Below are 21,106 nucleotides of genomic sequence, written 5' to 3'. Positions count from 1 at the left end.
GCGCGCTTGATCGGTGCGGCATTCCAGGGGGTTGGCCGTACACCTTCCCGCCCTGGTCACCGCACGGGGGGTTGGGGGTCACCGTTCCTGCCCGCTCGGCCACACGGGGGTTGCGGCGCGCTTGATCGGTGCGGCACTCCAGGGGGTTGGCCGCACACCTTCCCACCCCGCCCAGCCACAGGGGGTTGGGGGTCACCGTTCCTGCCTGCTCGGCCACACGGGGGGTTGCGGCGCGCTTGATCGGTGCGGCACTCCAGGGGGTTGGCCGCACACCCTCCCACCCCGCCCAGCCACAGGGGGTTCGAGGGTCACCGTCTCCGCCCGCTCAACCACACGGGGGTCGGCCGCACACTCTCCCACCCCGCCCAGCCACAGGGGCCAGGAGCCACCATCCCCACGGGATGTGACGTGCGCTGTCGGATCAGCCGTGCAGGTCGGCTGCCTCGATCTCCTCGCGGGTGATCCCCAGGATGAAGGCGATCGCGTCCAGGTAGGGCACGGTCACCGAGGTGTCCGCCTGCTCGCGGACGACCGGCTTGGCGTTGAACGCCACGCCGAGCCCAGCGGTCTGGAGCATGTCCAGGTCGTTGGCCCCGTCGCCGATCGCGACCGTCTGGGTCAGCGGCACGCCGGCCTCCTCGGCGAACCGTTCGAGCGTCGTCGCCTTCCCCTTGCGGTCGATGATCGGGCCCACCAGTTCGCCGGTGAGCTTGCCGTCCACCACTTCGAGCGTGTTGGCCGCGGAGTAGTCCAGGTCCAGGAGCTCCACCAGGGAGTCGGTGATCTGGGTGAACCCGCCGCTGACGATGCCGCACTCGTACCCGAGCCGCTTGAGCGTGCGGACCAGGGTCCGGGCGCCCGGCGTCAGCACGATCTCCTCGCGGACGCGGTCGATCGCGGAGGCGTCGAGTCCGCGCAGCAGCGCGACCCGGGCACGGAGGGACTCCTCGAAGTCCAGCTCCCCGCGCATCGCCTGCTCGGTCACCTTGGCGATCTCCTCCTCACAGCCCGCGTGGGCGGCCAGGAGCTCGATCACCTCGCCCTGGATCAGGGTCGAATCCACGTCCATGATGATGAGGTGCTTGCCCCGGCGGTGCAGCCCACTGGGTTGGACGGCGACGTCCACACCCTGGGTGCTCGCCTCCATCGCCAGTTCGGCGCGGAGCTGGTCGGCGCTGCCCCCGGAGATGTCCATCTCGACGGAGGTCACCGGGTAGCTGGAGAGCCGCTCGATGCGGTCGATGTTGGCGCCCGCGCGGGCCACGCACGAGGTGATCGCGGCCAGGGCGCCGGGGCGGAGCGGATCGGCCAGGACGGTGACGTGCAGCCGGTTGGGGTCGTAGGCGTTGACCCGACCCCCGCCGTCCCCGTACTCGGTCTCCATGTCGAGGTCGATCGCGGTCTTGTCGAGCGCGCTGCGGACCTCCTCGAAGACGCGGTGCCGAGTCACGCCGGGAGCGACGCGCTCGTCCACCTCCAGGATGGCGCCCAGGACCAGGCGGCCGCCGAGGACGACCTGTTCCAGGTCGACGATGGCGACCGGGAAGACGGAGAGGGTGCTGAGCAGGCGCGCGCTGATGCCCGGACGGTCCCGTCCGGTCACCGTGACCGACAACGTGGTTTCATCATTCATGGCGTCATCCACGGTACTCGGCCCGGGCTGACACGTGATCGGCAGGTCAGCGTCTTTTCGCAGGTCGTTCACCATGTGGACAACTGTCAGCGGCCTGACTTCTTGGCTTTGACCGTGATCGCGCCCAGCATGCAGGTGCCGGTGAGCCGCACGACCGGCGCGTTCGGCTGCGTGACCTGGTCCGTGCCGTTCACGTCGGCGTGGCCCAGGATCGCGGACGTGTTGTTGATCACCCTGACCCCGTGCGGCACGACGATGTCCACGCTGCCCAGGATCACGGCCAGCTGGACGGTCACCTCGTTCTGGCTGAGGACGGCCCCGCGCAGGTCCAGCTCGGCGGCTCCGCACAGCACGGACACGTTGGTGCGCGGCTCGACCAGCCAGCGACCCCTGCGCTCGCATCCCCCGAAGACCGCCACGAGGTTCTCCGAGCCCTTGCTCTGCTCGGCCAGGTCCCGGGCCTCGGGGCCGAGGAGGGGGCGCTGGTCGGGTGCGGAGGTCGGAAGGTCCGCGACGATCGGTGCGAGCTCCCCGACCGTCTTGGCGCGGTAGAGGTCGTCCAGCCGCTCCTCGAGTTCCGTGGGGCTGAGCCGTCCCTCCGCGAGGGCGTCCCGGAGCCGCTCGGCGACCCTGTCCCGGTCGGAGTCGGAGGCTCGGATGTGGTCGGGCTGCATGGTCTCCTCGTTCCCTTCTCTCCACCTGCCCTCCAGTATTGGGGGTGGCGGGTGGTGGGGGATCAGGTATCGCCCCTGGGAGAACCCCGAGATCCGGTCAACGCTTCGGTGCGATCGCCGCGTGCGCGGCCACCTGGGCTCGGCGCACGGCCATGTCCAGTTGCCGGAGGGCCTCGCGTCGGTTCTCCGCCTGCCGGGCGTCGAGCCCCCGGCCGGAGAGCGGTTCGGCCAACTCGACGACCTTCGCGAGCCGTTCGGCCTGGACGGCCAGCCGGTGGGCGCGCGGCGGGTAGCCGTGCGCGAGCGGCGGCGCCTCCCGGTTCTCCAGCGCGCCCAGCACCTGCGGGCCGAACCCCGCGAAGTCGTCCACTCCCTCCAGCGTCCTGGTCACCTCGATCAGGGTGAGCTTCAACCGCTGCTCGGCCTCGGCGAGGCCGGGGACCTGCGGTACGGCGTCGGCCGCCCGGAAGGGGGTCCACGAAACGCCCACATAGGATGATCCTCGCCGGTCGGGTGTGGGCACCAGCCCCAGTTGTTCGTCGGCGAGCTGTACCAGGACGCCCTCCCGGGCCTCCACGGCGGCCTGGTTGAGGTCCTTCGGACCGACGAGCCCCAGCGGATCACCCCAGGTGGGCAGCGCGAGCCGGAAGACCGACAGCCCGAGGCCGCCGAGGCGGACCAGGGCGGTGCGCAGGGGCACGCCGCTGTCGAAGGGCAGGTCGTCGCCGGGTACTGTCCCGATCAGGTTGGGGCCGCCGCGTCGCTCCACGGCGTCGACGGCGTCGTCCAGTCCGACGTGTCCGGACAGCCAGGCGTTGCCCCAGGCGACGAGCGGTGCGGACGTGAGATGCATTGCTACAGGGTAGGTCGGCCCGTGCACCGGCGTGGGACGTGATGTGAGGGAGGACGATGGACGGGCGTGTGGTGGGCCTGAACGGGGTCACGGTGCGGCGCGGGGGCGCGGCTCTGCTGGACGGGGTCGACTGGACGGTCCAGGAGGGTGAACGGTGGGTGGTCCTCGGACCCAACGGCGCGGGGAAGACCACGCTGCTCAACGTCGTCTCCAGCCAGCTCTTCCCGACCGGCGGGTCGGTGGAGATCCTCGGTGAGCGGCTCGGGCGGGTCGACGTGTTCGAGCTGCGACCCCTGATCGGCTACACGAGCGCCGCTGTGGCGGCCCGGGTCGAGTCGGGTACCCCGGTCGTCGATCTGGTGGTCAGCGCCGCCTACGGCTACCTGGGGCGGTTCCGCGAGGAGTACGGGATCCCGGACTACGGGCGGGCCCGCGCGCTGCTGGGGCACTGGGGTGTGGGCGACCTCGCCGACCGGGAGTTCCAGACCCTGTCGGAGGGAGAGCGCAAGCGGGTGCTCGTGGCCCGCGCGCTCATGGCCGATCCGGAGATGCTGCTCCTGGACGAGCCCGCGGCCGGGCTGGACCTGGGCGGCCGCGAGGACCTCGTGCGGCGGCTGGGGGTGCTCGCCCGCAACGAGACCTCGCCCACGCTCGTCATGGTCTCGCACCACGTGGAGGAGATCCCGGCGGGCTTCACGCACGGCCTGTTCCTGCGGGAGGGGCGTGTGGTCGCCGCGGGCACGCTGGACGAGGTGATGACGCCGGACACGCTCACGGAGACCTTCGACCTGCCGTTGAAGGTGGAGCGTGACGGGGACCGGTGGAGCGCCCGCGCGATCTGACAATTTGGGATTGAGTTAAACAGGGCTATCTATCGTCCACAATTCCTATATCTGTCCGGATGTGGATGCCCCTGGTGCATATGGGGTAGCGTCAACGACCGGTGAGCGGATCGCTCCATTTCGACGCGCTTTATGATCATCGGGTGGGCGGGGCCGCTGATGCGCGGTCCGCGCCCGCTCCCCTGATCCCCTCGGGAAACTCCGGAGCCGCCCTCATGCCGTTGCTGATCGCCGCCCCCCGCTTCGAGACGGGGGTTTCCCCATGACGACCACGATCATCATCGTCGCGCTCTTCGTCGCCGTTCTGCTCATCATCTTCTGGCGGAGCGTGCGTATCGTCCCGCACTCGATGGAGGACGTCGTCGAACGGTTCGGCAAGTTCCACCGGACGCTGAACTCGGGCTTCAACGTCGTGATCCCGGGCGTCGACCAGGTGCGCGAGCGGATCGACCGGCGGGTGCAGGTGGTCAGCTTCCCACCGCAGTCGGCCATCACCGAGGACAACCTCGCGGTCGAGGTCGACTCGGCGGTGTACATCCGGGTCGTCGACGCCTACCGCGCCACCTACGAGGTCGCCAACTTCATCCAGGCGGTCGAACAGCTCACCCTGGCCACCTTGCGCAACGTCGTCGGCGGTATGAACCTGGAGGCGACGCTCACCTCCCGTGACGAGATCAACCGCGAGCTGAAGACGGTTCTGGACGAGGCCACGGCGGACTGGGGCATCGAGATCAGCCGGATCGAGCTCAAGGGCATCGAGCCGCCGTCCTCCGTGCAGGAGGCGATGGAGATGCAGATGCGCGCCGACCGGGAGAAGCGCGCCCAGCTGCTGAGCGCCGAGGGTGAGAAGCAGGCCGCCGTGCTCCGCGCCGAGGGCGAGCGCTCCTCGGCCGTGCTGAGGGCCCAGGGCGCGGCCGAGGCGCAGATGCTCACCGCCAAGGCCGACGCCGACGCCCAGACGCTCCGGGCGCGCGGTGAGGCCGACGCCATCCACATCGTGTTCAAGTCACTGCACGCCAGCAAGGTCGACAAGGACGTGCTCGCCTACCACTACATCCAGAAGCTCCCGGAGATCGCGCAGGGCGACGCGAACAAGGTGTGGGTCGTCCCCTCCGAGATGGGCCGTGCGCTCCAGGGGGTCGGCGACGCCTTCGAGCGGTTGCGCGACGAGGTCGTCCGCATCCCCTGACACCCCGGACGCCCCGCTCGAACACGGTCCGGCACCGACACGGCGGGGCGGACCGGACCCCGGCCCCATGGTCCGATGACCGGTTCTCGTAGTCTGTGGGGCATCTTCCCCGAGGGACGGGGGATCCGCACGGACCTGGAGCGTCGGGGATGGAACTGTGGGAGGCTGCCGCCATCCTCCTGGCCGGAGTCGCGGCCGGAGGGATCAACGTCATCGCGGGGTCGGGCACCCTGTTCACGTTCCCCGTCCTCCTGGCGCTCGGCTTCCCCCCGATCACCGCGACCGTCTCCAACACCATCGGCCTGGCCCCCGGGTCGATCAGCGGGACCGTCGGCTACCGGCGTGAACTGAGGGGGCAGCGCACCCGGATGCTGCGCCTGGGCGCCATGGCCTTCGTCGGCTCCATCACCGGTGCGCTGCTGCTCGTCTACCTGCCGTCCGGGGTGTTCGAGACGGTCGTCCCGTTCCTGATCGGCGCGGCGTGTGTACTCATCCTCTTCCAGCCCCGGATCGCCGCGTGGGCGCGGTCGCGCAGGCCCGCGTCCGAGAACGGCGGTCCGCTGCTCCCGGTGGGCTGCTACGCGACCGGCGCCTACGGCGGCTACTTCGCGGCGGCGCAGGGGATCATCCTGCTGAGCCTTCTGGGCACGGCGTTGGACGACGACCTCCAGCGGATCAACGCCCTGAAGAACGTGCTCACGACCATCGCCAACTGCACGGCGGCGGTGTTCTACATCGTCCTGGCCTCGCCCGCGTGGACGGCGGTGGCGCTCATCGCGGTCGGCACGATCGTCGGCGGTCACCTGGGCGCGCGCTACGGGCGCAGACTCAGCCCGGCGGCGCTGCGGGTGTGCGTGGTCGCCGTGGGCCTGACCGCGGCGGTCCAGCTCGTCATGGGCCGGATCTGACCCGGCCTCAGCCCTTGAAATACCCGCGCCGGTCGGCGTCCTCCACCAGCGCGGCGGCGTAGGCGCCGAGCGCCTCGGAGCCCTCCGCGATCAGCTTGATCGCCTCCACGACCTGGGCGCGGGTGACGCCGAAGCGCAGCCAGGTCCCGCCCTCGTTGTGCCAGTTGGACAACATGGGCGCCAGACGGTCGACGGCCCGGGCGAACCGGGCCTCGGGGGTGGCGCGCGCCTCGAACTCCTCCCACAGCGCCCGTGCGCGCGCGGCCTGGTCCTCGGGCAGCAGGGGGAAGATGCGGTCGGCGGCCGCGCGCTCGCGCTCGGCCTGGGTCTCGGTACTGACCCGGTCGAAGAGGAAGGTGTCGCCGGCGTCGATCTCGACGATGTCGTGCAGGACGAGCATCTCGGTGACCCGGTCGATGTCGGTTCCCTCGGGGGCGTACTCGGCGAAGGTGCGCGCGGCCAGGGCCAGGTGCCAGGAGTGCTCCGCCGAGTTCTCCCGGCGGGAGCCGTCGACCAGCAGGTTCTGCCGCAGGACGCGCTTGAGCTTGTCGACCTCCAGAAGGAAGCGCAGTTGCGCGTTCAACCGCTCGTTGTCGACCCCGCTGGCAAAGACCGGTGCCGGTTCCGTCACGTGGTTCGCCCTCCTGATGGATGAGTCGAAACGGTCAGGTGGACCGCCGGAGCGGTCGCCACTGGATGATCCCATGGAACGCGCACCAGCTGTCGCGGCGGCGTCCTCCGAACGGCCGCGCGGGGAGGTCGGGCGGTGCACACGGTGAACGGGCGGTGTCGCGGCTGGGTGGAGGGGGCTCGGGACGCCGGCGGAGGAGGGCTCAGTCCTGGGGTGACGGCTCGACCTGCGTGGAAGCGGTCAGGTGCCGGTGCAGCCACTCGGTGAGCGCGCGGTCGGTGAGGACGCCCGCCGGGGTCAGCGGGCCGGGGGCCAGGCCGGGCTCGGGGCCGATCGTGTGCGCCAGGTCGGGGATGACGATGTGACGCAGCGCATGTTCGGGCACGTGGGGTCGGAGCGCGTCGTGCAGGGCCTGGCCGTCGTCGGGCGTGACCACCTCGTCCTGCCCGCCGCTGACGACGAGCAGAGGGGTCCGGGCGCGCGCGACCTCCTCGGCGCGGGCGCCGAAGTCCAACCACGCGCGGGTCTGGCGTGAGCGTTCGTCCCACGCGTAGGGTGCGCCGGAGCGGCGTTCCCGGGCCGCGATGACCAGGGCCGGGTCGGCGACGGGGTTGATCACGGCGGCCGCGCCGACCGGCAGGCGGCTCTCGGCGAGGGTGAGGAGGGTGGCGGCCGCCCCGGCCCCGAAACCGACCAGTCCGACGGGGTCGTCGGTGACCGGGAGGGCGGCGCGCAGAGCGTCGGCGACGCGGTGCAGCTCGGCGGCGGACTCCTCGACCACCGGGCCGAAGAGCTCGACGAGGTAGTCGCGCTCGCCTCGCCGGTTGACCTCGGGGACGCCGCCCTCGGGCAGGCGGGCGCCGAACAGGGGCAGACCCAGGTAGACGCGCCACGCGGGGAGCGGGGCCATGGGGATGGCCCCGGCCAGGGCGGCCTCCCCGCGCGGCGGCTCGAAGGCGTGCAGTGCGAGGACGAGGGGCGCCGCCGCGTCGCCCGCGGCGGGCGGCAGGGCCAGGTAGGGGACACCGGCCGCCGTGCCGGTGACGGGGCCGGTGAGGGTGCCGGCGTCGGCTACCACGGATCATCGCCTCCGTTGCGCTCGGAGAAGTCGGTCAGGTAGCTGCTGACCAGGCGCTTGGCCTCGCGGATGAGGGCCGGGTCGCCCTCCGGGTCGTCGCGGAAGGCGAGCTTGAGCACCGAGTCGGCCGACTCGACGGCCACGTGGATGGCGCGGTCGAGGTCGTCGGTGTCGGGGATGCCGGTGACGGACACGATGATCTCGCGCAGGCGGACCGAGATGACGCGGTTGTTGTCGGTGCCGCCGCTGAGGAGTCTGCGGTCGACGATGTCGCCGAAGTGCAGGCTCCGGAAGCCGGGGATCGTCCGGTGCATGTCGATGTACTCGTCGATGACGGTGTCGACGGCCACGGTCCAGTGCGAGAAGGAGGCGTCGGCCAGGCGTTCGGTGACGCGTGCGCCGAACTGGTCGAGGAAGCGCAGACCGAGGGCCTGGGTGATGGCCTTCTTGTCCGGGAAGAACTGGTAGACCGACCCGATGGCGACGCCGGCGCGCTCGGCGATGCGGGTCGTGGAGAGGTTGTCGTAGCCGATCTCGTCGAGGAGTTCCGCGCAGCAGTCGAGCATGCGCTGCACTCTGAGCATGCTCCGCTGCTGTGCGGGGAGTCTGCGAAGGGGGGCCTGGGCGAAGGCGAGGTCCTCGGAGGCGAGGCTGACCGGCCCACGGCTCTCGCGCGACGCGTGGGACCCGTTGGCGCCGCCAGGGGACCGTCGCGGCCGCTGGGACGTTGAGCTTCGGGGATTTGTCGTCACACCACCTATGATGCCTTTCCGGATTCACCTGGTTCCGTGGAAATTCCAGTTTCGTTCCGGAGATCGTCGGGGAGGGGCCGGCGTCTCCGTGGTACGGGTGTTCCGCGCGGTCGCGAACGCGGTTCCGGTGAACGTCGCGGATGTCCACTTCGCCGGTTCCGCTGGTGATTGTCGTCGTCACCGTTCGTGCGGGCCGACGCTACCCCCCGGGTGTGACACTTTCCGGCGCGGTCGCGCCGGGGTTCTGACGCGGTCGCGTGAGTTTCGGCCGTGGGGGCTGGGTGCGGGGTGTGCGCGCGCGTAGTCTCGCGCCCATGGACACCAACCCGGCTCCGGCGGCCGTCGACGCGCTCATCAAGGACCTGCCCAAGGTGGAACTCCACGTCCACCTGGAGGGCTCGATGCCCGCGGACACCCTCTTCGCGCTGGCCCGCAAGTACGGCCTGACCCAGCTCCCGGACACCCTGGAGGCGCTCCAGGAGTGGTACGCCTTCACTGACTTCCCGCACTTCGTCGAGGTGTACCTGGAGTCGGTGGGCGCCCTGCGCGACGAGGAGGACTTCGCGCTCCTGGCCTCCGTCGTCGCCCAGCGGTTGGTCGCGCACAACGTGCGCTACGCGGAGCTGCACGTCAGCCTGTACGGACACCTGATGCGCGGGGTCCCGGCACGGGTGGTCTTCGACGGGATCGAGCACGCGCGGGCGGCGGCCGAGCGCGACCACGGGATCCAGTTGCGGTGGATCCCCGACTTCCCGGCCGACTTCGGTCCGGAGAGCGCGGAGGAGACGGTCGAGGCGGTGCTGAGGGACGCGCCGCACAGCGTGGTCGGGTTCGGCGTCGGCGGCGTGGAGACCCCGCTGGAGCAGTACGCCGGAGTGTTCGGCCGGGCGCGTGCGGCCGGTCTGGCGAGCCTGCCGCACGCCGGTGAGCACGGCGGTCCCGAACGCGTGCGCGAGGCGCTGGACGCGCTGCGCGCTGAGCGGATCGGGCACGGCATCGACGCGATGCGGGACCCGGACCTGGTCGCGCGGCTGGTCGACGAGCAGGTGCCGGTGGACGTCAGCCCGACCTCCAACGTGTGCACGCGCGCGGTCGGGGAGATCGGGGACCACCCGCTGCCGGCCATGGTGGACGCCGGGCTGCTGGTCACGCTCAACACCGACGATCCGACCATGTTCGGCACCGATCTGACCCGCGAGTACCGCACCGCGTACGACCTGGGCCTGTTCCCGGCCGACCTGGTGCGGCTGGCCGGGAACGGCGTGCGGGCCTCCTACCTGGGCGCGGCGCGCCGCCACGCGCTCCTGGAGGAGATCGCCGCCGTCGCCGAGCGCCACGGTGTCGCCGCGCCGGGACTCTAGGGGGCCGGTCGGTCCGGGAGGCGCGGGCGTTCGAGCAGCGGGAGCATCGCGCGGTGAGGTCGGCTAGGCCGGGGAGTCGGTCAGGGGCAGGGCGCAGGTGCCGCGCATCTGCTCCCACGTCGTGCGGGCCTGGTCGGCGTCCGTGCCCTCGTAGGGCACGGGGACGCCGCCCTCGATACGGGCGGGCGCCCAGTCGGACTCGGTGACGCGGCCGTCGTCGAAGGTGAGCGTGAGCACGCCGCTCTCCGCGGTGGGACCGTCGAAGTTGTAGAAGACGAAGTTGCCCAGCCCGTAGTGGACGTAGGAGTCGCCGACGAAGCCGCCGGGGGACAGCACGTGCGCGTGGCCGCCCACGACGGCGGTGGCGCCCGCCGCGATGAGGTCCTCGGCCAGGGTGGGGGCGTGCCCGATCGGGCAGTGCGACCCCTCCAGGCCCCAGTGCAGGAAGACGACGACGTTGTCGGCCTGGGCGGCGGCCTCGGTCACGGCGGTCAGCATCCGCTCGCGGGCCTCGCCCTTGACGGAGGCGAGACCGGGCTTGCCCTCGCCGGCCGTCCAGGCCTCCATGAGGTGGTCGTCGAGGACGTCGGTGGCGCCGAACAGGGCGATGGTCTGACCGCCCACGTCCGCGATGTGCGGGGTGTAGGCCTCGTCGGCGTCGTTTCCGGCCCCGACCAGCGCGACGGGTGAGGCCTCGCCGGCAGCGAGGGTGTCGGCCAGCCCGACCTCTCCGTAGTCCATCCCGTGGTTGTTGGCCACGGACGCCACGTCCACGCCGGCCGCGTCCAGGGCCTCCAGGGCGGTGGAGGGGGCGCGGAAGACGTACTGCTTGTCCGGTGCGGGGGTGCCGCCCTCGGTGACGGCGGTCTCCAGGTTGACCATGGCCAGGTCGGCGGCGGAGAGCCGGTCGGCGATCGGGCCCATGGCGGTCGAGGGGTCGTCGAGCCGCGATTCGAGGAGGCCCTCGAACATGACATCGCCCCCGAAGGCGACGGTGAAGGGTTCCGTGTCCGGGGGCGGCGCGCTCGGCGAGGCGGTCGAGTCCTGGGGGACCGCCGTGCCCTCGGTGCCTCCGCCCGTGTCCGCGGCCGGGTCCGCGTCCCCGGGGGAGCAGGCGGACGCGAGGAGGACGGTGGCGAGCAGTGCGGCGCCGCCACGGAGCGGGGTCAGGGGGAGCCGGGGGCGGATGGGCATGGGGGTCTCCTGGGAGGGTCCGCGACGGGGTGTCCGTTCAAGGGGACGCCTACCTCACATGTCCGGTTTGCCGGAGTGCTCGTCTATTACTCCGTGTTGTCGGGTGACGACCGATCGGGTCGGCGACTGTGTCATTTCCGGCTTTCCGCATGAATCGGATATTCGTTATGAGGGTGGAAAGTTCGGGCGTTCAGTATGCGGACCCGGGCGCGCTTGGAGGGACGAGTCAACGAAGTGGGTTAGTGGACGATGGGGGGAGCCGACCAAAATTCTTTTCCGGAATTAACAACTCTCTGTTTCTGTCTATGTACGCAGCGTTATCCATCATAAGTCTTTGACCAGTGATGACTGCAAACTGTTGTGCATTGCGCACGGAAAGTGTCGTCAGTGTGGCGCACTATTTCTGAAAAACGCCTGCGCGCCGCCGCGGGCTTGCTAACGTTTCGGTCCGTCGCCGGTTCTCACCAGGGTCGATCCCTAAGAGCCGCGACCTCCGCACGTACGCGGGCCGCCCCGCATAATTCACCGTCGACCGGTGTCGGGCCCGCCAGCGCCGCGGAAGTGGAATCGCTCCTCTGGGAAGCGAGACCGCGCCCCCGGTTCCCTCCGCGGCGCTCACGCGTCATGACTGGCGCGATCGCCAGGCTGTCTCCGTGAAAGGTCAAAGCAGCACGATGCGCAACACACTCCGCTACCCCTTCGCGACCGTCCTCACCGCCGGACTCGTGGTCGCCCCCCTGACCGCGGCCCTCGCCGACACGTCCACGGACGGTTCCGGTGGCGTGGCCAGCGGCAACCAGATCATCGTCCCCGTCGACGTCCAGGCCGGCCTGTGCGGCAACTCCCTCGCCGTGCTGGGCATCTCCAGCGCCGAGTGCGACCAGGTGTCCCAGGTGCTCTACGAGGCCAGCGGACAGGGCGCCTCGACCGACGGTTCCGGTGGTGTGGCCAGCGGCAACCAGATCATCGTCCCCGTCGACGCGGCCGTCGACGCCTGCGGCAACGCGGTCGCGGTCGGCGGTCTGTCCGAGGCCGACTGCGTCGAGGTGGTCGAGGCCCTGGAGGAGGAGTCCGCGTCCGGGAGCGGCGCCTCCACGGACGGTTCCGGTGGTGTGGCCAGCGGCAACCAGATCATCGTCCCCGTCGACGCCGCGATCGACATCTGCGGCAACTCGGTCGCCGTGCTGGGCGCCTCCAGCGCGGAGTGCACCACCATCATCAACATCATCCAGGCCTCACCCGAGAACGAGGGCGGGCCGACCACCGACGGCTCGGGCGGTGTGGCCAGCGGCAACCAGATCATCGTCCCCGTCGACGCCGCGGTCGAGATCTGCGGCAACGCCGTGTCCGTGCTCGGCGTCGCCGAGGGCGCGTGCATGGAGAAGATCTCCGAGGACGGCTACGACGGCGGTGACGGCGACGGCGGTGACGACGGCGACGACAGCGACGGTGGCGACGACGGTGACGACGGCGGCGACGGCGACGGTGGCGACGACGGGAGCGACGGCGGCGACGGCGACGGCGGTGACGACGGCCGCGACGACGAGGACGGCGCCGACGGCGGCTCCGACGACGGCGGCGACGACTCCTCGTCCACCGGTGACGACCGTCGGCCCCAGGCCGACGAGCAGCTGGCGGTGACCGGCACCGCCCTCGGCGGCCTGGTCGCGGCCGGAGTGGCCGCGATCGGCGCCGGCGTCGCCGGACTGTACTTCGCGCGCAAGCGCCGCGCGGCCGCCGAGGACGAGGTCTAGGACCGAGGCCGTACGCGCGAACCGACCCGTCGGGCGGGGCTCCGGATGTTCCGGGCCCCGCCCTTCGCGTGTGCGGGAACCGTGCCGGGCCGGGGGCGGTGCGGGGTGGCCGGGGACGTCTCATAACCTCGAAGACGTGCTCAGAGTCCTGTTCTCCTCACGCATGCTGGCCTTCCACGCGCTGGTCCTGCTGATCGTGCCCAGCTTCGTGTGGTTGGGCTTCTGGCAGCTGGACCGCTGGGAGCAGCGCAGCGCGGCGGTCGACCTCCAACAGGGCAACCTGGCCGCCGCGCCCGTGCCCGTCGCCGAGCTCACCGGGGTCGGGGGGACCGTGGACCGCGAGGACCGGTGGCGCACGGTCGAGGCCACCGGCGCCTGGGACACCGAACACGAACTCCTGCTGCGCAACCGGGACGGCGAACGCGGCGTCGGGTTCCACGTGCTCACGCCCCTGGTGACCGAGGAGGGGCCCGCCGTCCTGGTCAATCGGGGATGGATCGCCCCCGGCGAGACCGCGCGGGACACGCCCGAGGCGCCGCCCGCGCCCGAGGGAGAGGTGGAGATCGCCGGACGCCTCCAGTTCTCCGAGAGCGAGGAGAACACCGGGCTGCGCGAACGCGACGGCCTGCCCGAGGGCCAGATCATGATCGTGGACGTGGAGGCCCTCGCCGAGGACCTGCCCTACCCGGTCTACGGCGGATACGTGGAGCTCACCAGGCAGGACCCCGCGCCCGACCCCGCCCCCGAGCGCGTCGCCGTGCACGAGCTGGACTCGGGGATGAGCCTGTCCTACGCGGTGCAGTGGTGGGTGTTCACGCTCATCGCGATCGGCGGATGGGTGTTCCTGGTCCGGCGCGAGCTGAGGGACGCGCGCGCGGCGGAGCCGGGTGCGACCGCGGCTGGGACACCGGAGGAGGAGCATGCGGGACGAGGCTGACTACCCGGACCCGGGCCGCGTCGAGCGCCGCGCCGCCGGCCCGGCGGAGAGCGCGCGGGCGGGCCGCCTGTGGTGGGACGCGGCGGCCGACGCCTACCAGGCCGACCACGGGGCCTTCCTGGGGGACGCCGACTTCGTGTGGTGCCCGGAGGGGCTGACCGAGGCCGACGCCGACCTGCTCGACCTGGAGCGGACCCGCGACGGGCGGTTCCTGGAGGTCGGGTGCGGCGCGGCCCAGTGCGCCCGGTGGCTGCGCTCCCAGGGAGTGCGGGAGGTGGTCGCCGTCGACGTCGCCCTCCGCCAGCTCCAGCACGCGCGGCGGATCGACGAGGAGGTCGGGACCGCGGTGCCCGCGGCGCAGGCGGACGCCCAGCGGCTGCCGTTCGCGGACGCCTCCTTCGACGTGGTGTTCTCGGCCTTCGGGGCGTTCCCGTTCGTGCCCGCCGCCGTGGACGCGCTGGCCGAGGCCGGGCGGGTGCTGCGCCCGGGCGGGCGTCTGGTGTTCTCGGTGACCCATCCCGTGCGGTGGTGCTTCCCGGACGATCCGACCGAGCACGGGTTCACCGTCCGCCAGTCCTACTTCGACCGCCGCGCCTACGTGGAGGAGGACGACCAAGGGCACGCGGTCTACGTCGAGCACCACCTGACGATGGGCGACTGGATTCGCGGGATCGCCGGGGCCGGACTGGTCCTGAGGGACGTGGTGGAGCCGGAGTGGCCCGAGGGGCACGATCGCGTGTGGGGCGGCTGGGGACCGGTCCGCGGCCGGATGATCCCGGGGACGGCGGTCTTCAGCGCCGTCAAGCCGGGCTGACCGGCGCGCCGAGGTACCCGGGCGGTACGGACGCGACCAGCCAGACGCCGTTGTCGGTGACGCGGAAGGCGTGCCCGTCGGCGTGCATGAGTCCGGCGGCGACCACCAGCACGACCGGGGAGCCGCGGCGGGAGCCGACCGCGCGGGCGGTGGCCTCGTCGGCGGACAGGTGGACGTCGTGGCGGCCCATGGGCCGCAGGCCCTCGGCGGCGATCGCGGGCAGGAAGCGGCCGACCGTGCCGTGGTAGAGCAGGTCCGGCGGCGCTGCGGGCTCCAGGGCGAGGTCGACCAGGACGGTGTGGCCCTGGCTCGCGCGGATGCGGGTGCCGTCGGCGTTGAGGGCGAACCGTCGCTTGTCGTTGGTGCGGACGACCTCCATCAGCTCGGCGTGGGTGATGGGGCGACCCGCGCGGCGGCAGCCGTCCAGGAGCGCGCGGACGTCGGTCCAGCCCTGCGCGTCGAGGGTGATCCCCGCGCGGGCGGGGTCGTGCCGCAGCACCCGGGAGAGGAACTTCGAGGCGCGGACACGGCGCTTGGGGTCCATGCTCCGAGGATGCCCCCTTCCCGGAGGCCCGGCCAGTGGTTTTCGGTCCGCTGTAAACGGGTTGGGCGGGTGGTGCGCGGCCGGATAGGTTCGTGCCGCGTCGAGGGCGAGGAGAGAGCGTGTCACAGCGACAGAGGCTGCGCGAGGTGTGGCGGGAGACCCGGACCGTCGTCGAGGAGGAGCGGTACACGGTCGGCGGCCGCACGGTCGAGCTGTCGGAGGCGCTCGCGGCCATGCGCGCGGGCACGCGGCTCTTCCTGCCCGAGGAGGTGCGGGCTCTGGCCGCTCCGGAGGGGGAGCGGGAGACGCGCGTCGAGGTCACGGGCGAGAGCACGTTGGAGGTGCTCGTGCGGCTGTCCGGTTCGGACGGGCTCGCGGCGCTGAACTTCGCGTCGGCCTACAACCCCGGCGGGGGCGTGGCGAACGGGGCGCGGGCCCAGGAGGAGAGCCTGGCGCGGTCGAGCGCGCTGTGCGCCTCCCTGACCGGGTGTCCGGATTTCTACGACCACCACCGTGCGACGCCCGGTCGGATCTTCTCCGACCGGGTGATCCACTCTCCGGGCGTGCCGGTGTTCCGGGACGACCGCGGCGGGTGGCTGCCAGAGCCCGTGACGGCGGACTTCCTGACCTGTGCCGCGCCGAACCGGCGGAAGGTCGAGCAGGAGGGAACCGGCGAGGAGCACCGGATCGTCGACGTCCTGACCCGCCGTGCGCGGGGCGTCCTGGCCGTGGCCGCGGACCGCGGGGCGGTCACCCTGGTCCTGGGCGCGTGGGGCTGCGGCGTGTTCGGGAACCGTCCCGCCGAGGTGGCGGCGGCCTTCGCCGAGCCCCTGAGGGGAGAGTTCGCCGGGGTGTTCGCGCACGTCGTGTTCGCGGTGATGGACCAGGACGACGCGCTCCGACAGCCGTTCCGGGAGGCACTCGGGTGTCCGTGACCCGGCCCGCCGTTCGCGCGCGCGGGCCACTGGCATCACCCCGACCTCCCGAGGCGACAGGAGACCCGTGCCGTGACCGATGTCAGCATCCGCACCGCCCGCCCCTCCGACCACCGGCGGATCATCGCGGTGTGCGACGCGTGGTGGGGGCGACCGGTCGCGAACGTGCTTCCGCGACTGTTCCTCGACCACTTCCACACCAGCAGTCTCACGGCCGAGGCCGGGGCGGAGCTGGCGGGCTTCCTCGTCGGATTCGGGTCGCCGTCCCGCCCGGAGGAGGCGTACGTGCACTTCGTCGGGGTGGCGCCGGAGCAGCGCCGGTCGGGGCTGGCGAGTCGGCTGTACGCGCGGTTCACGGAGGCCGCCCGGGCCGACGGACGGACAACGGTGCGGGCGGTTACCTCGCCGGGCAACGCGCGGTCGATCGCCTTCCACCGGGCGTTCGGCTTCACGGTGACGGGACCGCACGCCGACCACGACGGGCCGGGGGTGGACCGGATGGTCTTCGAGCTCCGACTGTGAGCCGCCTGATGCGGGTTGGGAGCCCGGCGTGACCGACGGCGCCGGGTGCCTGGAGGGCCCGGCGCGCGTCCGCCTGCTCGTCCGAAGCGTGCTGGACTGGCACCGTCCGCTGATGGCGGCCTCGGTGCTGTCGGGGTTGGTGCTCGCGGCGGCCCTGGTGGGGACCGCGGTCGACGACCGCGTCCTGGTGGGCGAACCCGTGTGGAGCAAGCCCGCGAGGTTCGCCCTGTCGATCGCCGTGTACACGGTGACGCTCGCCTGGCTGCTGTCCCGGACCCGGCGGCTCGGGCACCGGCTCGGCACGGTGATCGCGGTGCTCGTCACCGCCGAACTGGCGGCGGTCGTGGTCCAGGCCGTGCGGGGCGTGCGGAGCCACTTCAACGTCGCGACCGTGGTCGACGCCGTGGTCTTCAACGCCATGGGGGTCGTCGTCATGGCGGTGTGGGCGCTCCACCTCGCCGTGGCCGCCGTGCTGCTCCGCCGACCCGTCGGTGACCGCGCCACGACGTGTGCCCTGCGGTGGGGGACGGCGGTCACCCTGGCGGGCATGCCGGTGGCGCTGTTCATGTCCCCGGCCACGCCGGAGCAGGCGGCCGCGGTGGCGGCGGGCGGGTCGGACGTGATCGGGGCGCACACCGTGGGCGCCCCCGACGGCGGACCGGGGCTGCCGTTGGTCGGGTGGAGCACGGTGGCGGGGGATCTGCGGGTACCGCACTTCGTGGGGATCCACGGGCTCCAGGCGATGATCCTGGTGGCGCTGGCCGTGGGGGCGGCTGCGCGGTACCGGTCCGAGGCCGTGCGGGTCCGACTGGTGGGCGTGGCGGGCGCGGCCTACGCGGGGGCGTTCGGGCTGACCGCCTGGCAGGCGCTGCGGGGACAGTCCGTCGTGGCCCCGGACGCGTGGACGCTGGCGGTCGCCGGCGCGCTGCTGGCCTACGCCGTCGCGGGCTCGTGGCGGGCGCTCGCGAGCAGGGCGAGGCGTTCCTCCGAGACCGACCCCGGGGCGGCCGAGTAGGTCATGAGCACCTGCCCGTCGTCGGCGGGCAGCACCGTCTTCTCGAAGTCCAGCGTCAGCTCGCCCACCCACGGGTGGCGCAGCCGGTGCGTGCCGTGCGGCCGCTCCCGCACCTCGCGGGCCTGCCACAGCTCCTCGAAGTGCGCGTTCTCCCTCCGCAGGTCCATGACCACCGCGCACAGCCGCGGCTCCTCCGGGTCCCGGCCGGTGTCCGCCCGCAGCTTGGCCACCACGTCGCGGCGTATCGACGCCAGGTCGTCGTGGAGGGCGGAGGTCCAGTCGTCGCGGAACACCGACCTGGCGAGGTTCAGCTCCTCGTCCGGCAGGTCGTCGAGGCCGGGCCACAGCCGGGCGAGGAGCCGGTTCCAGGCCAGCACGTCCAGGCCCCGGCCCAGGACCACGGCGGGGACGCGGTCCATGGCTCCGATGAGCTGGCGCAGCTCGGGGCGGACGGCCTGGCGGGGCACCGCGGGCGGCACGCACGCGCCGTCGGCGCCGCCCGTGCGGTGCGGCGTCCGTCCGGCCAGGTTGTGCAGGTAGGCGCGCTCGTCGCCGGTGAGCAGCAGCGCGTCGGCGACGGCGTCGAGCACACTCGCGGACACCCCGTTGCCCCGGCCCTGCTCGATCCGCGTGTAGTAGTCGACGCTGACCCCCGCGAGCAGCGCGACCTCCTCACGGCGCAGCCCCCGTACCCGCCGCCGGTTGACTCCCTCGGGCAGACCCACCTCCCGGGGTGAGAGGGCGGACCGGCGGGTCTTGAGGAACTGGCTGATCTCCGTGTCCGTGCGCACCATGTGCCGAGTATCCACCATGGTCCTGCCAGACCCAGGTCGGCTCGGGCCTGGTCGGATCCCCTCGGGCCCGGCAGAGTTCCCCACGCAGCGACTTCTGGAAGGGGAACACTCCATGGAACGGCGCATCCTCGGCGGCACCGGCATCTCCGTGAGCGAGTACGCGCTCGGCACGATGATGCTCGGGGCCTGGGGCAACACCGACCACGACGACGCGGTGCGCATGGTCCGCACCGCGCTGGACGCGGGCGTGAACCTCGTCGACACCGCGGACATGTACTCGGACGGCGAGTCCGAGGTGATCGTCGGCAAGGCGCTCAAGGGGCGCCGCGACGACGTCGTCCTCGCCAGCAAGTTCCACAACCCGATGGGCCCCGACGCCAACCACCGGGGCAACTCGCGGCGCTGGATCGTCCGGGCCGTCGAGGACAGCCTCCGGCGGCTGGACACCGAGTGGATCGACCTCTACCAGGTGCACCGGCCCGATCCGGACACCGACATCGACGAAACCCTCTCCGCGCTGTCGGACCTGGTCAGGTCGGGCAAGGTCAGGGCGGTCGGCACGTCGGCCTTCCCGGCCGAGGAGATCGTCGAGGCCCAGTGGAACGCGTCGGCGCGCGGCCACGTCCGGCCGCGCAGTGAGCAGCCGCCGTACTCGCTGCTGGCGCGCGGGATCGAGCGCGACGTGCTGCCCACCGCCCAGAGGTACGGCATGGGCGTGCTGACGTGGAGCCCGCTGAGCGGCGGTTGGCTGTCGGGCCGGTACGGCGGCCCCGACGGGGAGGACCCGGGCGCGGCGCACCGCAGCGCGTTCCTCGGCCCGATGTACGACACGGCGCTGCCGGGCAACGCCGCCAAGCTGGCGGCGGTGACGGAGCTCGGAAAGGTCGCGGCGGACGCGGACCTCTCCCTGCCCCACCTGGCGACGGCGTTCGTGCGCAGCCATCCCGCGGTGACGTCGGTGATCATCGGCCCGCGCACGCACGACCAGCTCCAGGGCATGCTGGACGGCGCCGGCGTGCGGCTGGGCGGGGAAGTGCTCGACCGGATCGACGGGATCGTGCCGCCCGGCACGGACGTCAGCCGCGACATGACCTTCTACGAGCCTCCGGCGGTGACCGACAAGCGCCTCCGCCGTCGGTGACCGCGACCGCCGCCAGCGGCGTCGGCGCACTGCGGTGCGTCTGAGTTGTGCGAGTCTTTGCCGCGTCACGGACCGCTCGGAGCGGTGGCGCGGGAGAGACTCTGAGGTGGTGCTTTTCGTGGACACACGGAGAAGGGGAACCCATGATCACCACCAACTTCGTCTCCGGCTCCCCCTGTTGGATCGAGCTGGGGTCGCCGGACACGGACGCCTCCATCGCCTTCTACCGGAAGGTGTTCGGTTGGAGCGCCAGCGAGCCCGCGCCGGACACGGGCGGGTACCGGATGTTCCAGCTGGACGGGATCCCGCTGGCCGGTCTCGGGCCGCTCATGGACGAGGGGCAGCGTCCGGCGTGGAGTGTCTACTTCGCCGCCCCCGACGTCGACGCGACGGCCAGCACCGTGGTGAGTCTCGGCGGGACCGTGCACGCGGGACCGATGGACGTGATGTCGTTCGGCCGGATGGTGTTCTGCGCCGACCCCCAGGGCGGGGACTTCGGACTCTGGCAGGCGTACGACTTCCCGGGGATGGGGGTCACCGACCAGGACAACACCCTGTGCTGGGTGGAGCTGTGGACGCCGGACGGCGCCGCCGCGCTGTCCTTCTACGGCAAGCTGTTCGGCTGGCGGTTCCAGGACTTCACCCTTCCGGACAGCCCCGAGCCGTACCGGATCATCGCCCCGTCGGGCGCCGCCGAGAACCGGGAGTTCGGCGGGCTCATGGGGGTGGACGGGGCCGAACTGGAGGCGACCGGCGGCAACGCCGACTGGCACCCGGTGTTCGCCGTGGCCGACTGCGACGCGGCCGCCGCGTCGGTCAGGTCGGCGGGCGGCCAGGTGCTCATGGGGCCCGACGACATGCCGATGGTGGGTCGGCTGGCCCTGTGCGTCGACCCGTTCCAGACCGGGTTCGTGCTGTTGACGCCCTCACCCGAGTGACGCGCCGCGGTCGCGGCCGTGCGGGGCGACCGCGGTCCGGAGCGGCCCCGACGGCGACGCGCGGGCACGGTCACCCCCGGCGTCGCCGTCCTCCGGTCGTCGGCGCGATGCGGTCGTTGCGCAGGTGCTCGTAGACGATCGACGCCCGCACGTCGGCGACCTCGGGGCGTTCCGTCAGCCTGTCGACCACGAACGCGTAGAGGCTGTCGTTGTCGGGCAGTGCGACGTGGATGAGGAAGTCCTCGTTTCCCGAGGTCACGAAGACCGACAGGGTGTCGGGCAGCGAGCGCACCCAGTCGCGGAAGGCCTCGATGTTGTGCCGCGAGGGTTTGACGATGCGCACGGTGATGAGCGCCTGCACCGGTCGGCCGATGAGTTCGAGGTCGACGTCGAGGAGCGCGCCGCGGATCACACCCCTCTCACGCAGTGCGCGGGTCCGGTCCAGTGTCGTGGTCGGCGACGCGCCCACCGCGGCGGCCACGTCCCGGTTGGTGCGCCGTGCGTCCGCCTGGAGTTCGGCCAGGATCGCCGTATCTAGTTCGTCAAGATCAGCCATACGGCCATTGTATCCGTATTAAATACGGAAAGTTGTGTACG

Annotated in this window: 22 protein-coding genes; 12 read left to right on the top strand and 10 right to left on the bottom strand. The window is 72.1% G+C overall.

Annotated features, from left to right (window positions below; all coding sequences use genetic code 11):
• Positions 1–421: 421 nt before the first annotated feature.
• The 3 genes from serB to ACIBFB_RS26775 form a co-directional block, all read right to left on the bottom strand.
• Entirely contained in the window at positions 422–1,633 is a 1,212-nt protein-coding gene (gene serB, locus ACIBFB_RS26785; protein ID WP_397234863.1) for a phosphoserine phosphatase SerB, read from the bottom strand.
• Positions 1,634–1,719: 86 nt separating this feature from the next.
• Positions 1,720–2,307 (bottom strand): DUF1707 domain-containing protein, encoded by a 588-nt coding sequence (locus ACIBFB_RS26780; RefSeq protein WP_397234861.1) that lies wholly within the window; start codon positions 2,305–2,307, stop codon positions 1,720–1,722.
• A gap of 97 nt (positions 2,308–2,404) precedes the next feature.
• The gene (locus ACIBFB_RS26775) at positions 2,405–3,160 is read right to left on the bottom strand and encodes a hypothetical protein (RefSeq protein ID WP_397234859.1); all 756 of its coding nucleotides are present in this window, start codon (positions 3,158–3,160) and stop codon (positions 2,405–2,407) included.
• 56 nt (positions 3,161–3,216) lie between these two features.
• On the opposite strand from ACIBFB_RS26775, the gene ACIBFB_RS26770 reads away from it, so the two are divergent.
• From ACIBFB_RS26770 to ACIBFB_RS26760, 3 genes are all read left to right on the top strand, one after another.
• Positions 3,217–4,002, top strand: coding sequence for an ABC transporter ATP-binding protein (locus tag ACIBFB_RS26770; RefSeq protein WP_397234857.1), 786 nt, complete (start codon positions 3,217–3,219; stop codon positions 4,000–4,002).
• Positions 4,003–4,264: 262 nt separating this feature from the next.
• On the top strand, positions 4,265–5,191 hold the full coding sequence (locus tag ACIBFB_RS26765) for an SPFH domain-containing protein (protein WP_397234855.1): 927 nt from the start codon (positions 4,265–4,267) through the stop codon (positions 5,189–5,191).
• 149 nt (positions 5,192–5,340) lie between these two features.
• On the top strand, positions 5,341–6,099 hold the full coding sequence (locus ACIBFB_RS26760) for a sulfite exporter TauE/SafE family protein (protein WP_397234853.1): 759 nt from the start codon (positions 5,341–5,343) through the stop codon (positions 6,097–6,099).
• Positions 6,100–6,106: 7 nt separating this feature from the next.
• On the opposite strand, the gene ACIBFB_RS26755 is transcribed toward ACIBFB_RS26760, so the two are convergent.
• The 3 genes from ACIBFB_RS26755 to ACIBFB_RS26745 form a co-directional block, all read right to left on the bottom strand.
• Entirely contained in the window at positions 6,107–6,730 is a 624-nt protein-coding gene (locus tag ACIBFB_RS26755) for an HD family hydrolase (RefSeq protein WP_397234851.1), read from the bottom strand.
• Positions 6,731–6,932: 202 nt separating this feature from the next.
• Positions 6,933–7,808, bottom strand: coding sequence for an alpha/beta hydrolase family protein (locus ACIBFB_RS26750; RefSeq protein WP_397234849.1), 876 nt, complete (start codon positions 7,806–7,808; stop codon positions 6,933–6,935).
• Positions 7,802–8,392, bottom strand: coding sequence for a TetR/AcrR family transcriptional regulator (locus ACIBFB_RS26745; protein WP_397234847.1), 591 nt, complete (start codon positions 8,390–8,392; stop codon positions 7,802–7,804). Before ACIBFB_RS26745 ends, ACIBFB_RS26750 begins: the two co-directional genes overlap by 7 nt.
• A gap of 482 nt (positions 8,393–8,874) precedes the next feature.
• On the opposite strand from ACIBFB_RS26745, the gene add reads away from it, so the two are divergent.
• A complete protein-coding gene (gene add / locus ACIBFB_RS26740; protein WP_397234845.1) occupies positions 8,875–9,921 on the top strand; it encodes an adenosine deaminase in 1,047 nt (348 codons plus the stop codon).
• Between the two features lie 63 nt (positions 9,922–9,984).
• Here the strand turns inward: add and ACIBFB_RS26735 are convergent, their stop codons facing one another.
• A complete protein-coding gene (locus ACIBFB_RS26735) occupies positions 9,985–11,115 on the bottom strand; it encodes a CapA family protein (RefSeq protein ID WP_397234843.1) in 1,131 nt (376 codons plus the stop codon).
• Positions 11,116–11,789: 674 nt separating this feature from the next.
• Here ACIBFB_RS26735 and ACIBFB_RS26730 point away from each other — a divergent pair.
• The 3 genes from ACIBFB_RS26730 to ACIBFB_RS26720 all read left to right on the top strand — a co-directional run bounded on the left by ACIBFB_RS26730 (position 11,790) and on the right by ACIBFB_RS26720 (position 14,620).
• Positions 11,790–12,869 (top strand): chaplin family protein, encoded by a 1,080-nt coding sequence (locus tag ACIBFB_RS26730; RefSeq protein ID WP_397234841.1) that lies wholly within the window; start codon positions 11,790–11,792, stop codon positions 12,867–12,869.
• A gap of 136 nt (positions 12,870–13,005) precedes the next feature.
• Complete coding sequence (locus tag ACIBFB_RS26725) at positions 13,006–13,806, top strand: SURF1 family protein (RefSeq protein WP_397234839.1); 801 nt, start codon at positions 13,006–13,008, stop codon at positions 13,804–13,806.
• On the top strand, positions 13,790–14,620 hold the full coding sequence (locus tag ACIBFB_RS26720; protein ID WP_397234837.1) for a class I SAM-dependent methyltransferase: 831 nt from the start codon (positions 13,790–13,792) through the stop codon (positions 14,618–14,620). The genes ACIBFB_RS26725 and ACIBFB_RS26720 overlap by 17 nt, the downstream gene beginning before the upstream one ends.
• On the opposite strand, the gene ACIBFB_RS26715 is transcribed toward ACIBFB_RS26720, so the two are convergent.
• Positions 14,607–15,164, bottom strand: coding sequence for an RNA 2'-phosphotransferase (locus ACIBFB_RS26715; RefSeq protein ID WP_397234834.1), 558 nt, complete (start codon positions 15,162–15,164; stop codon positions 14,607–14,609). The genes ACIBFB_RS26720 and ACIBFB_RS26715 overlap by 14 nt on opposite strands.
• A gap of 119 nt (positions 15,165–15,283) precedes the next feature.
• Here ACIBFB_RS26715 and ACIBFB_RS26710 point away from each other — a divergent pair, with 119 nt between their 5' ends.
• From ACIBFB_RS26710 to ACIBFB_RS26700, 3 genes are all read left to right on the top strand, one after another.
• The gene (locus ACIBFB_RS26710) at positions 15,284–16,099 is read left to right on the top strand and encodes a TIGR02452 family protein (protein WP_397234832.1); all 816 of its coding nucleotides are present in this window, start codon (positions 15,284–15,286) and stop codon (positions 16,097–16,099) included.
• A 72-nt stretch (positions 16,100–16,171) separates the two neighbouring features.
• Positions 16,172–16,621: a GNAT family N-acetyltransferase gene (locus tag ACIBFB_RS26705; protein ID WP_397234830.1), complete on the top strand. Its 450-nt coding sequence runs from the start codon at positions 16,172–16,174 to the stop codon at positions 16,619–16,621.
• 28 nt (positions 16,622–16,649) lie between these two features.
• Entirely contained in the window at positions 16,650–17,636 is a 987-nt protein-coding gene (locus tag ACIBFB_RS26700) for a hypothetical protein (RefSeq protein WP_397234828.1), read from the top strand.
• Here the strand turns inward: ACIBFB_RS26700 and ACIBFB_RS26695 are convergent.
• Complete coding sequence (locus ACIBFB_RS26695) at positions 17,555–18,430, bottom strand: helix-turn-helix transcriptional regulator (RefSeq protein ID WP_397234826.1); 876 nt, start codon at positions 18,428–18,430, stop codon at positions 17,555–17,557. The genes ACIBFB_RS26700 and ACIBFB_RS26695 overlap by 82 nt on opposite strands.
• Before the next feature lie 112 nt (positions 18,431–18,542).
• Between ACIBFB_RS26695 and ACIBFB_RS26690 the strand changes: the two genes are divergently transcribed.
• Both ACIBFB_RS26690 and ACIBFB_RS26685 read left to right on the top strand, forming a co-directional pair.
• Positions 18,543–19,571 (top strand): aldo/keto reductase, encoded by a 1,029-nt coding sequence (locus tag ACIBFB_RS26690; RefSeq protein ID WP_397234824.1) that lies wholly within the window; start codon positions 18,543–18,545, stop codon positions 19,569–19,571.
• Positions 19,572–19,714: 143 nt separating this feature from the next.
• Positions 19,715–20,509 (top strand): VOC family protein, encoded by a 795-nt coding sequence (locus ACIBFB_RS26685; protein ID WP_397234822.1) that lies wholly within the window; start codon positions 19,715–19,717, stop codon positions 20,507–20,509.
• A gap of 70 nt (positions 20,510–20,579) precedes the next feature.
• On the opposite strand, the gene ACIBFB_RS26680 is transcribed toward ACIBFB_RS26685, so the two are convergent.
• A complete protein-coding gene (locus ACIBFB_RS26680) occupies positions 20,580–21,065 on the bottom strand; it encodes an Lrp/AsnC family transcriptional regulator (protein WP_397234820.1) in 486 nt (161 codons plus the stop codon).
• Between the last annotated feature and the right edge of the window lie 41 nt (positions 21,066–21,106).

The organism is Nocardiopsis sp. NPDC050513 (assembly GCF_044457925.1).
Classification (GTDB): Bacteria; Actinomycetota; Actinomycetes; order Streptosporangiales; family Streptosporangiaceae; genus Nocardiopsis.
Note: the sequence above shows the minus strand (reverse complement) of the source record. Positions and strands in the feature narration are given on the sequence as shown.

Coding starts and splice junctions, on each gene's coding strand:
- serB (WP_397234863.1), bottom strand. CDS start 1,633: ATGAATGATGAAACCACGTTGTCGGTCACGGTGACCGGACGGGACCGT.
- ACIBFB_RS26780 (WP_397234861.1), bottom strand. CDS start 2,307: ATGCAGCCCGACCACATCCGAGCCTCCGACTCCGACCGGGACAGGGTC.
- ACIBFB_RS26775 (WP_397234859.1), bottom strand. CDS start 3,160: ATGCATCTCACGTCCGCACCGCTCGTCGCCTGGGGCAACGCCTGGCTG.
- ACIBFB_RS26770 (WP_397234857.1), top strand. CDS start 3,217: ATGGACGGGCGTGTGGTGGGCCTGAACGGGGTCACGGTGCGGCGCGGG.
- ACIBFB_RS26765 (WP_397234855.1), top strand. CDS start 4,265: ATGACGACCACGATCATCATCGTCGCGCTCTTCGTCGCCGTTCTGCTC.
- ACIBFB_RS26760 (WP_397234853.1), top strand. CDS start 5,341: ATGGAACTGTGGGAGGCTGCCGCCATCCTCCTGGCCGGAGTCGCGGCC.
- ACIBFB_RS26745 (WP_397234847.1), bottom strand. CDS start 8,392: ATGCTCAGAGTGCAGCGCATGCTCGACTGCTGCGCGGAACTCCTCGAC.
- add (WP_397234845.1), top strand. CDS start 8,875: ATGGACACCAACCCGGCTCCGGCGGCCGTCGACGCGCTCATCAAGGAC.
- ACIBFB_RS26735 (WP_397234843.1), bottom strand. CDS start 11,115: ATGCCCATCCGCCCCCGGCTCCCCCTGACCCCGCTCCGTGGCGGCGCC.
- ACIBFB_RS26730 (WP_397234841.1), top strand. CDS start 11,790: ATGCGCAACACACTCCGCTACCCCTTCGCGACCGTCCTCACCGCCGGA.
- ACIBFB_RS26720 (WP_397234837.1), top strand. CDS start 13,790: ATGCGGGACGAGGCTGACTACCCGGACCCGGGCCGCGTCGAGCGCCGC.
- ACIBFB_RS26715 (WP_397234834.1), bottom strand. CDS start 15,164: ATGGACCCCAAGCGCCGTGTCCGCGCCTCGAAGTTCCTCTCCCGGGTG.
- ACIBFB_RS26695 (WP_397234826.1), bottom strand. CDS start 18,430: ATGGTGCGCACGGACACGGAGATCAGCCAGTTCCTCAAGACCCGCCGG.
- ACIBFB_RS26690 (WP_397234824.1), top strand. CDS start 18,543: ATGGAACGGCGCATCCTCGGCGGCACCGGCATCTCCGTGAGCGAGTAC.
- ACIBFB_RS26685 (WP_397234822.1), top strand. CDS start 19,715: ATGATCACCACCAACTTCGTCTCCGGCTCCCCCTGTTGGATCGAGCTG.
- ACIBFB_RS26680 (WP_397234820.1), bottom strand. CDS start 21,065: ATGGCTGATCTTGACGAACTAGATACGGCGATCCTGGCCGAACTCCAG.